The organism is Nocardia sp. NPDC049737, from assembly GCF_040674755.1.
GTDB lineage: Bacteria > Actinomycetota > Actinomycetes > Mycobacteriales > Mycobacteriaceae > Nocardia.
On sequence record NZ_JBFANH010000014.1, the window covers coordinates 47,784 to 55,449 of the forward strand.

Here is a 7,666-nt window from a genome sequence, read left to right on the forward strand (position 1 = left end):
AACGCGACCCAGCATCGGCCAAGTGCTGACAAGGAGAACACGAGTAGGGCACTACTCGTGTTCTCTTCGCGTCGATGGCTGATGCTGACGCCACGTCACCGAACTGCGTCGACGTATCGATTTCAGATGCACAGGAGGTGCGTAGTGTCGGAACCAGCCCGAGCAATGAGTAAGGACCACGCGTTCGCCGAACTCGAACGTCTCGCGAACGATGACCTGATCCGCTTCGACGGGCCCGCGTCACCGGCCCTGGTCGGATTCGCCGGTTTCGACCCACAGACCGGCCAGCCGCTACCGGGCAGTCTCGCCGGGGTGGTCATCCGCCACGGCAACACTCCGGTGGCCCCGCAACACCTCGATCCACGAAATGCACTGGCATTGGTGCGATTCTGTCGATTCCTTTCCGCGAATTTCGGTGTCACCGAGCTGCACACTCTCGGAATCGACGGCCGCGGAACGCATTCCGACGACTGCCACGGCCAGGGCCGCGCCGTGGATTTCGCCGGTGTCACCATGCCGGTCGGCGATGTAACCCGCCGGATCACCGTGGCAGCGCATTGGGGCACCGTCGAGACCGCGGTGACGCCCGGTGGAACGTGGCCGCGCGGCACCGGACCCCGGGTGCGTTATCGACTCGACGAACCCGATGCGAGCCCGCTCGGTGACCCGGACGGTGATCTGTTCGTCGCCGACTTCTTCCGCAGCGTCTACGACTTCGCGGCGGGCGAATGGCAGGACTGCTCGGATAGTCCCGATCCCGCCACCGCCATCTCCGGTATCGGCGATCCGAGTTTCATCCTGCATCCCGACCATCCGGACGACCACCCGCTTCCGGCTACGACCGGACGCGCGGCGCATATCGATCACATCCACTTCCAGATCGGCAAGTCCGGGACCGAGTAGCGTCGTCGGTGTGACGCTCGCCGACCGATATCCCTTGTTGCACACGCCAACCCGCTGGGAATGGGGCGGTTTGGACGTACGCTTCTCCACCGAACTGCCGTCCGACGAGCTGGTCACCAATATCCATGTCGTCTGCTTCGTCGGCGCCGATATCGTGCTGTGCCGCGACGATCGCGATATCTGGATCGTGCCGGGCGGTACCAGGGAGGCGGGCGAAACGATCGACGCCTGCGTGCGCCGCGAACTCATGGAGGAGGCCGGTGCCCGCCCGGTCGGGCCGGTGCGGCCCTTCGGCGCCCATCACACCACCACCGATCGGCCCGCACCGCGCTATCCATGGCAACCGCACCCACACAAGGCGTGGCTTTGGTGCACGGCGGATGTGCTGCTCGAATCCGCTCCGACCAATCCCGAGGACGGGGAGAATATTCTCGAGGTCCGCGCCTTCGCCCCCGAGGCGGCAATGCACCTTTCGCGCACCGATGGCGACCACATGGTCGAATTGCTCGCGCTCGCAATCGAATTCCATCGAGGCTGATCAGCCGAGTAGCGCATGGAGCCCGGTGAGCAGTCGCGATCGTCGTCTCGGCCATGCTGTGGATCGTCGTGCCATTCGTTACCCGCGGCTGCGCGGGGTGGTTGACGCGATGACGGATTCTATTGGGACCGTGCACTCGACTTCGATGACGAAACGGACCGCTGGCATGTACGGACCTCGGACGGGCGGCATTTCCAGCCGCGCGCGGTGGTGATGGCGCCGGGGCCGCTACACGAACCGAGCGTGCCGGCCTTCCCTGGCCGGGATATGTTCCGGGGACGTACTTTTCACTCGGCGCAGTGGGATCACGACTTCGAGGTAACCGGCAAACGGATCGCGGTCATCGGAACCGGTGCAAGTGCTGTGCAATTCGTACCGCAGATTGCCGAGCAGGCCGAGCAGGTGACGGTATTCCAGCGGACACCGCACTGGATCGTGCCGAAGCCGGATCGACCGCTGTCGCCGGCGGCGCATCGAGTATCCCGATATCTCCCAGGCGCGCAACGGCTCTACCGCTGGGCGATCTATTGGGGTTACGAGTCGTCGACTCCGGCGTTCATGAATCCGGAACTCATGCGTCGCCGCGGCGGTGGTGGCGCGGGCGCATCTGCGTCGTCAGGTTCCCGACCCCCAATTGCGTCGCAGCCTCACTCCCGACCGGCTCGGGTGTAAGCGAATTCTGGTGTCCAACAACTACTATCCTGCGCTGCAGCGGGAGAATGTCGCGCTGGTGACCTCACCGATCGCCTCGATCACCGAGACCGGGATCATCACCGCCGATGGCATCGAGCAGGAATTCGACGCCATCGTGTACGGCACCGAGTTCAAGATTTCCGACCGGTTTGCCGATCAGCACATCGTCGGCGCGAACGGGCTCACTCTCCAAAAGGCCTGGCGCAATGGGATGGAAGGGTTCCTCGGTGTCGCCGTGCACGGCTTCCCGAATCTATTCCTCATCATGGGCCCGAATTCCGGCGTTGGAAATCAGTCGATCGTCTTCATGATCGAGGCACAGGCTCGCTACATCCGCCAATGCCTGGAGCTGCTGCGAAAGACCGCCAACAGCCGGATCGAAGTCCGCGCCGCGACCCAACACGAGTTCAACCGGCGCCTGCAGTCGAAACTGGCTGGTACCGTGTGGAATTCGGACGTCTGCCCGAGTTCGTACCTGGACGAGCACGGGATGAATCGGGCCGCCTGGCCGGGTTCCAGCGCCTCCTACCGGCGCACCATGCGCCGACCCGATCCCGGTCACTACGACCTGACCGTGCCAGCGAATCGTCAACCGGCACACGAGTATTCAGGGCCGGCACTACTCGACGCCCCCGGGGTGGAGGTTCCAGTCGAGGTCACCCTCAGCGGCCATCCGGATCCGATTGACGGCCGCTACCACTGGTACGGACGCGTCGCCCCGAGCGACGGTCACGATTTACCCGATCCCGGACGTGCCGAAGTGCTCCTCACGCTGCCCGGCGGCGAGCCGACCGCGGGTCGCCTCCAGGAGCGCGACCCCTGGGGCAACCTCCGTATCGTCGGGATCGGCACCCCGCCCTATCCATTGGCCGCTGCCTAAGTGGCAGGGCGCAGGAGCCATGCGCGCAACGCCTCGGTGACCTCGTCGGGGCGTTCTTCCATAATGAAGTGGTTGCCGCCGTCGATGCGGACCAGCGTGGCGTTGGGGATTGCTTCGGCCAGTTCCTGGGCGGTGCGCAACGGGATGGCAGGATCACAGTCACCCCAGATGACGGTCGTCGGGCAGTTGATGGAACTCAGTCCAGCAGCCAGTTCCGGGCGGATCCGGACGCGATAACCTGCCCAGAAGTGGGCGTTCCAGCGGCGACCCGCCGCGGTGTCCAGGACCGCGAGGTATCGGCGCAGCTGTTCGATGTCGATTGATCCATTGCGCACGTACGGTGCGAGACCGACCCGATGCACCCATTGAATCGCTCGTGCAGTGAGCAGCGGGCGCAGCGGTGCGATCCGTGCCAGCACGGTCAGCAAGCCGAACAATACATAGTACGGCGGTGTGAAAATACCCTGGGCCCGCGAATTCAGAATCGCGAAGCGGCGCACTCGTTCCGGATGACGCAGCAGAAACCCCAATCCGAGGAACCCGCCGTAGTCGTGACATGCCAGATCGACTCGCTCCAGGCCGAGCGCATCCAACATGCGGCCGATCCGCTCGACCTCACTGTCGTAGTCACAACTCAGCGCCGTATCCCGATCGGAAGCACCCCACCCGAGCCAGTCCGGTGCGATAATCCGCCGCGATAACGCGAGCGGACCGATCTGGTGCCGCCACGCGGCATGGCTTTCCGGCCAGCCGTGCAGTAGCACCAGCGGAACACCTTGCCCGACATCGACATAACGCAACCGCGCGCCGTCGACCGTCACCTCCCGCAGCTCGTACGTCGATTCCGCCTGCCCATCCAGCTTCATCCCTGATCTCCCGTCTGTCCCGCGATTTTCTGTATCGTCGCGGATATGGCGCGGTCGGCACTTCCAGAAACGTGCGCTCCCGAAACGGCGGTCACCTCGGCCCGGCTCTGGCTGCGGCTCGGACACGCGATCTACATCGGCCCCGGGATGGCCCTCGGGGCGCACTCCACCGCAATCGCCGGTCTCGGGCTCGGACTCGACGGCCCGTTCCGGGTCCGGGTCGCCGACGCTCCGGATATCACGGCCCGCAGCTTCCTGTTCCGCGCCCGCGTCACGCACCACATCCTGGACACCGATGCGCCCAAGCTCTTCTGCTTCTTCGATCCGACCTCGGAAAATATGGCCCGTTGCCTCGGCGGCATGCGCCGCAAGGTCAACGGCTACAGCTCCGACCACCGCAACGAGGCCGAACTGATCGAGCTGTGCGCCGACCCGGCACCGGATATCGACCGTCTGCTCGAGCTCGCCAGCATCCCGGTCCCGACCATCCGCGATCCCCGCATCGCCGCCGTCGCCGCGGCCATCCGCGCTGACCCCACCCAGCAGCAGCGCGCCGCCGAAAAGGCAAGTGCCGCAGGACTATCCACCTCCTACTTCCTGCGTACCTTCGCCGAACAAACTGGCACCAGCTTCCGACGTTACGTGCAATGGGCGCGGATGCTGCGCGTCGGCAGGGCATATGCCGCGGGCCACGACCTCACTCGTGCCGCCGTCGACGCGGGCTTCGCCTCCCCTTCCCATTTCAGCGATACGTTCCGCGCAATGTTCGGTCTCACCCCTACCGCCTTCTTGACCATCAACGGCGCGCTCCACATCGACTGATCTATAAGTCGAAATAGAGATCGAATTCGGCCGAAAGCTATTTGTCCCCCAAGGCCGCAGTCTTGGTTTCATCGACAGTCCCGGCGGGCCACCCCGCCCGGACACGCGGTGTGCGGCTTTCCAAGCGAATGCTCGATCCCGACCGGGGGCCGGCTTTCGCCCAGCGCAACGGACTCGCCGCAACCACCGTCTCCGAATTCGCGAAGAATCCGGAGGTCTTGTCCGCAATCGAGCAAGGTGTGACCGCCGCCAATGGCAAACTCTCCCGGGTGGAGCAGATCAAGAAGTACATCGTGCTACCCGAGGTGTCGGAGCCCGGAAGCGATGTCCTGACGGCGACCGGCAAACTGAAACGCACCCCGATCGCCGCCCGCTACACCGACACGATCGAGCGCTTGTACTCGTAAGTCCGGGACGGGAGAGGTTCAATGACGCCAACGCGGACCCGGGTCGTCGGAGATCTGCATCGAAGAGCCGCATCGCTGGTCGATGGGTTCTACCGGAACCTGCCACCGTATCCGCGGATACCGCAGCCACTGGTGGAGACCGATTTCGCACGCGGCACGAAACTCAATGTCGACCTGTTCTTCGAATATCTGCGGCGCGGCACCGAACCCTCCGAAGAGGACACCAGCGAGCTCGTCGAACTGGCCATGGACCGGGTCCGCGACGGCACGCCACTGCCGCAGGTGCTGGAGCGATATCGGCTCGGCTCGGCCTTCATCTGGGAGCGACTGCGCGAATCGGCCACTCCCGCCGAGCAGGAACTGCTGCTCGACGCCTCGCTGACGCTGCTGAAGTACATCACGCTGGTCATGACCCGCATCGCGGGCGCTGCCACCCAGCGCTCGCACGATCCGCGCTGGGAACTGCTCGAACGCCGTCGTGGCATCGCCGATGCCCTGCTCACCGGACGCGATCCGGTGGAGTGGGCCAATGATCCGGTCATTCCGGTCGCGGACGCCTTCCTCGTCGCGGTATTCCGCCTGTGCGGCACCCGCGGTGGGCACGCATCGGCGCTGCGGCACCGGGTCGAGGCGATTCCGGGCGTCTTCCAGCGGCTGGACGCGGGCGGGTGGACCGTATTGATCCCACTGCAACCCGGCGACGACGGTACGGCCGCGATCAGCGGTCTCATCGCGCGACTACCGGCACATCAGCGCGATCAGGCACCGCCCTACTGGGTCGGCGTCGGCGCGGCGGCGAGCAAGACGCAGATCCCGACGATCTTCGCCGAGGCGCGCGTGTTGGCCGAACTGGGGCGGTGCCTGAACCGTCGCGAAGTCCTCTGCTGTAGAACGGATTTGCAGTTCGAGTACACGGTGGCGGTCAGCGATGCGGCACGGCCCGGGCTGGCGTCGGTGCTCGCGCCCCTCGATACACAGCCGATGCTGGCACAAACCTTCGAGATGTTCGCCGACAGCGGATTCAACCAGCTGGCGACGGCACGGCAACTCAACGTGCATCGCAATACGGTCACCTATCGCCTGTCCCGCGTACACGAACTCACCGGCCTCGACCCGCATCGCCCCGCCGACGCCATGACCCTGTCCGCGGCCCGACTTGCCCGCCGCCTCGAATCCGCTGCCTTCGCCCCCTGACCGGGCTCCGGTGAGGAACTGCGCGCCACACCCGGATTCCGTGCCGCCGCCGACCTCACCCCCTGGCCATCGTTCGTCTGCGGCGCGATCGACCACGGCTTCACCTTGCTCTACAGCATCGATCACGCGTTCAGCGACGGACTCTCGCTCGTCACCACCATCTTCGAATTGCATTCGCTCTCCGCGCGACCCTTTGATCTCCGAGTTCCTCGATCGCGTCGCCGTTACCCTGACAGCGGCCGCTCGGCCGGGATAGTCTCCGTGAGGGATCCGATTCGGGATTCGCAGCCACCCGGGAGCATCCGATGATGAAGGCTCTGGTTACCGACGGGGCATCCACCTCGCCCCGATCCGTCCACTATGTCTCCGGGTCGCCCGGCGAATTACGTTGGGAGGGTACAGCATTGCTGCGCGCGGGCGTACTCGCCTTCGGCGGCACTATCGGCCCCACCGCATTGCACGCCCATCACGCCGTCCAGGTGGTCGCCGCATGTACGCCGGTGGTTGTGGTGGACGCGTGCGGGATTCGGCATCGCGGCACGCATGTGATCGTGCCCGCCGACGCACCACATCGCATTGCCACCGGCGCAGAGCACGGCACCGCGATCTATCTCGATCCGGAGTCCGTCGCAGGCGCGGCCGCCGACCGCAGAGCCCATACCTACGGGTGGGCCGACTGCGAACATTCGCTGCCCATCAATCCGGAGCGGGAACCACTCGCCGAACTGGTCGCCGAGGTCGTCGACGATCTCGAACGCGACAATTCGCACAGCATCGAGGACGAGCGCCACGACGCGGTCACCGAGGTGCTGCAATTGCTGCCGTCCATCGTCGGCGACGGACCGATCCGCGGCGCGGATGTAGCGCGCCGGGTCGGCATTTCCGCGACCCGACTGACCCATCTGTTCACCGAACAGGTCGGAATTCCCTTGCGGCCCTATATTCTCTGGCTCCGACTACATGTTGCGATCACCCGCGTCCGCTCCGGCGACGATCTCACCGCCGCCGCCCACGCCGCGGGTTTCGCAGATAGCTCCCACCTGACCCGCACCTGCCGCCGCACCTTCGGACTGCCGCCGTCGGCCCTGAGCCGCCGCGTCGATTGGGATCTCGGCGACGCCCGATAGGTCCAGCCGAATCGTTCAAGTCACTCCGGGCACGGCCGACCAGGCTTGCCCATATGACACCAATTTCGGCCTGTTCACCCTGATCTGGAATCACCTGTTCCGCACCTACTCCTATGATCCGGCGCGGCGCTTCGAATCCGAGGATCTCGGTATGGCGGCCAAACCCGACTACCCGACCGGCTATGTCGACCAGCTCATCTACCCGTTCACATCGGACGGCGGCTGTGGCCTGGACC

9 protein-coding genes and 1 pseudogene are annotated in these 7,666 nt (G+C 65.3%); 9 read left to right on the forward strand and 1 reads right to left on the reverse strand.

Annotated elements, in window-relative coordinates; genetic code table 11:
• The first annotated feature begins 144 nt into the window (after positions 1 to 144).
• The 4 genes from AB0J47_RS19870 to AB0J47_RS19885 all read left to right on the forward strand — a co-directional run bounded on the left by AB0J47_RS19870 (position 145) and on the right by AB0J47_RS19885 (position 3,014).
• Complete coding sequence (locus AB0J47_RS19870; protein WP_364347502.1) at positions 145 to 903, forward strand: hypothetical protein; 759 nt, start codon at positions 145 to 147, stop codon at positions 901 to 903.
• Positions 904 to 913: 10 nt separating this feature from the next.
• Positions 914 to 1,441, forward strand: coding sequence for an NUDIX domain-containing protein (locus AB0J47_RS19875; RefSeq protein WP_364347505.1), 528 nt, complete (start codon positions 914 to 916; stop codon positions 1,439 to 1,441).
• Between the two features lie 210 nt (positions 1,442 to 1,651).
• Positions 1,652 to 2,113 (forward strand): NAD(P)/FAD-dependent oxidoreductase, encoded by a 462-nt coding sequence (locus AB0J47_RS19880; RefSeq protein WP_364347888.1) that lies wholly within the window; start codon positions 1,652 to 1,654, stop codon positions 2,111 to 2,113.
• Between the two features lie 10 nt (positions 2,114 to 2,123).
• Positions 2,124 to 3,014, forward strand: coding sequence for a DUF4873 domain-containing protein (locus tag AB0J47_RS19885; RefSeq protein WP_364347508.1), 891 nt, complete (start codon positions 2,124 to 2,126; stop codon positions 3,012 to 3,014).
• Here AB0J47_RS19885 and AB0J47_RS19890 read toward each other — a convergent pair.
• Positions 3,011 to 3,880 (reverse strand): alpha/beta hydrolase, encoded by an 870-nt coding sequence (locus tag AB0J47_RS19890; protein ID WP_364347511.1) that lies wholly within the window; start codon positions 3,878 to 3,880, stop codon positions 3,011 to 3,013. The genes AB0J47_RS19885 and AB0J47_RS19890 overlap by 4 nt on opposite strands.
• 45 nt (positions 3,881 to 3,925) lie before the next feature.
• Between AB0J47_RS19890 and AB0J47_RS19895 the strand changes: the two genes are divergently transcribed.
• The 5 genes and pseudogenes from AB0J47_RS19895 to AB0J47_RS19915 all read left to right on the forward strand — a co-directional run.
• Positions 3,926 to 4,702 carry a helix-turn-helix domain-containing protein gene (locus tag AB0J47_RS19895; RefSeq protein WP_364347514.1) on the forward strand — a complete coding sequence of 259 codons (777 nt, stop codon included), beginning with the start codon at positions 3,926 to 3,928 and terminating at the stop codon, positions 4,700 to 4,702.
• Between the two features lie 62 nt (positions 4,703 to 4,764).
• A complete protein-coding gene (locus tag AB0J47_RS19900) occupies positions 4,765 to 5,109 on the forward strand; it encodes a fatty-acid--CoA ligase (RefSeq protein WP_364347517.1) in 345 nt (114 codons plus the stop codon).
• 21 nt (positions 5,110 to 5,130) lie between these two features.
• The gene (locus AB0J47_RS19905; protein WP_364347520.1) at positions 5,131 to 6,303 is read left to right on the forward strand and encodes a helix-turn-helix domain-containing protein; all 1,173 of its coding nucleotides are present in this window, start codon (positions 5,131 to 5,133) and stop codon (positions 6,301 to 6,303) included.
• Between the two features lie 305 nt (positions 6,304 to 6,608).
• Positions 6,609 to 7,430, forward strand: coding sequence for a helix-turn-helix domain-containing protein (locus AB0J47_RS19910; RefSeq protein ID WP_364347523.1), 822 nt, complete (start codon positions 6,609 to 6,611; stop codon positions 7,428 to 7,430).
• Between the two features lie 51 nt (positions 7,431 to 7,481).
• Positions 7,482 to 7,656 (forward strand): annotated as a pseudogene (locus tag AB0J47_RS19915) (sterol desaturase family protein); the annotation flags it as partial.
• Positions 7,657 to 7,666: the final 10 nt, after the last annotated feature.

Excerpts from the sequence above, each read along its gene's own strand:
- AB0J47_RS19905 (WP_364347520.1), top strand. The coding sequence starts at position 5,131 with ATGACGCCAACGCGGACCCGGGTCGTCGGAGATCTGCATCGAAGAGCC.
- AB0J47_RS19890 (WP_364347511.1), bottom strand. The coding sequence starts at position 3,880 with ATGAAGCTGGATGGGCAGGCGGAATCGACGTACGAGCTGCGGGAGGTG.
- AB0J47_RS19895 (WP_364347514.1), top strand. The coding sequence starts at position 3,926 with ATGGCGCGGTCGGCACTTCCAGAAACGTGCGCTCCCGAAACGGCGGTC.
- AB0J47_RS19910 (WP_364347523.1), top strand. The coding sequence starts at position 6,609 with ATGATGAAGGCTCTGGTTACCGACGGGGCATCCACCTCGCCCCGATCC.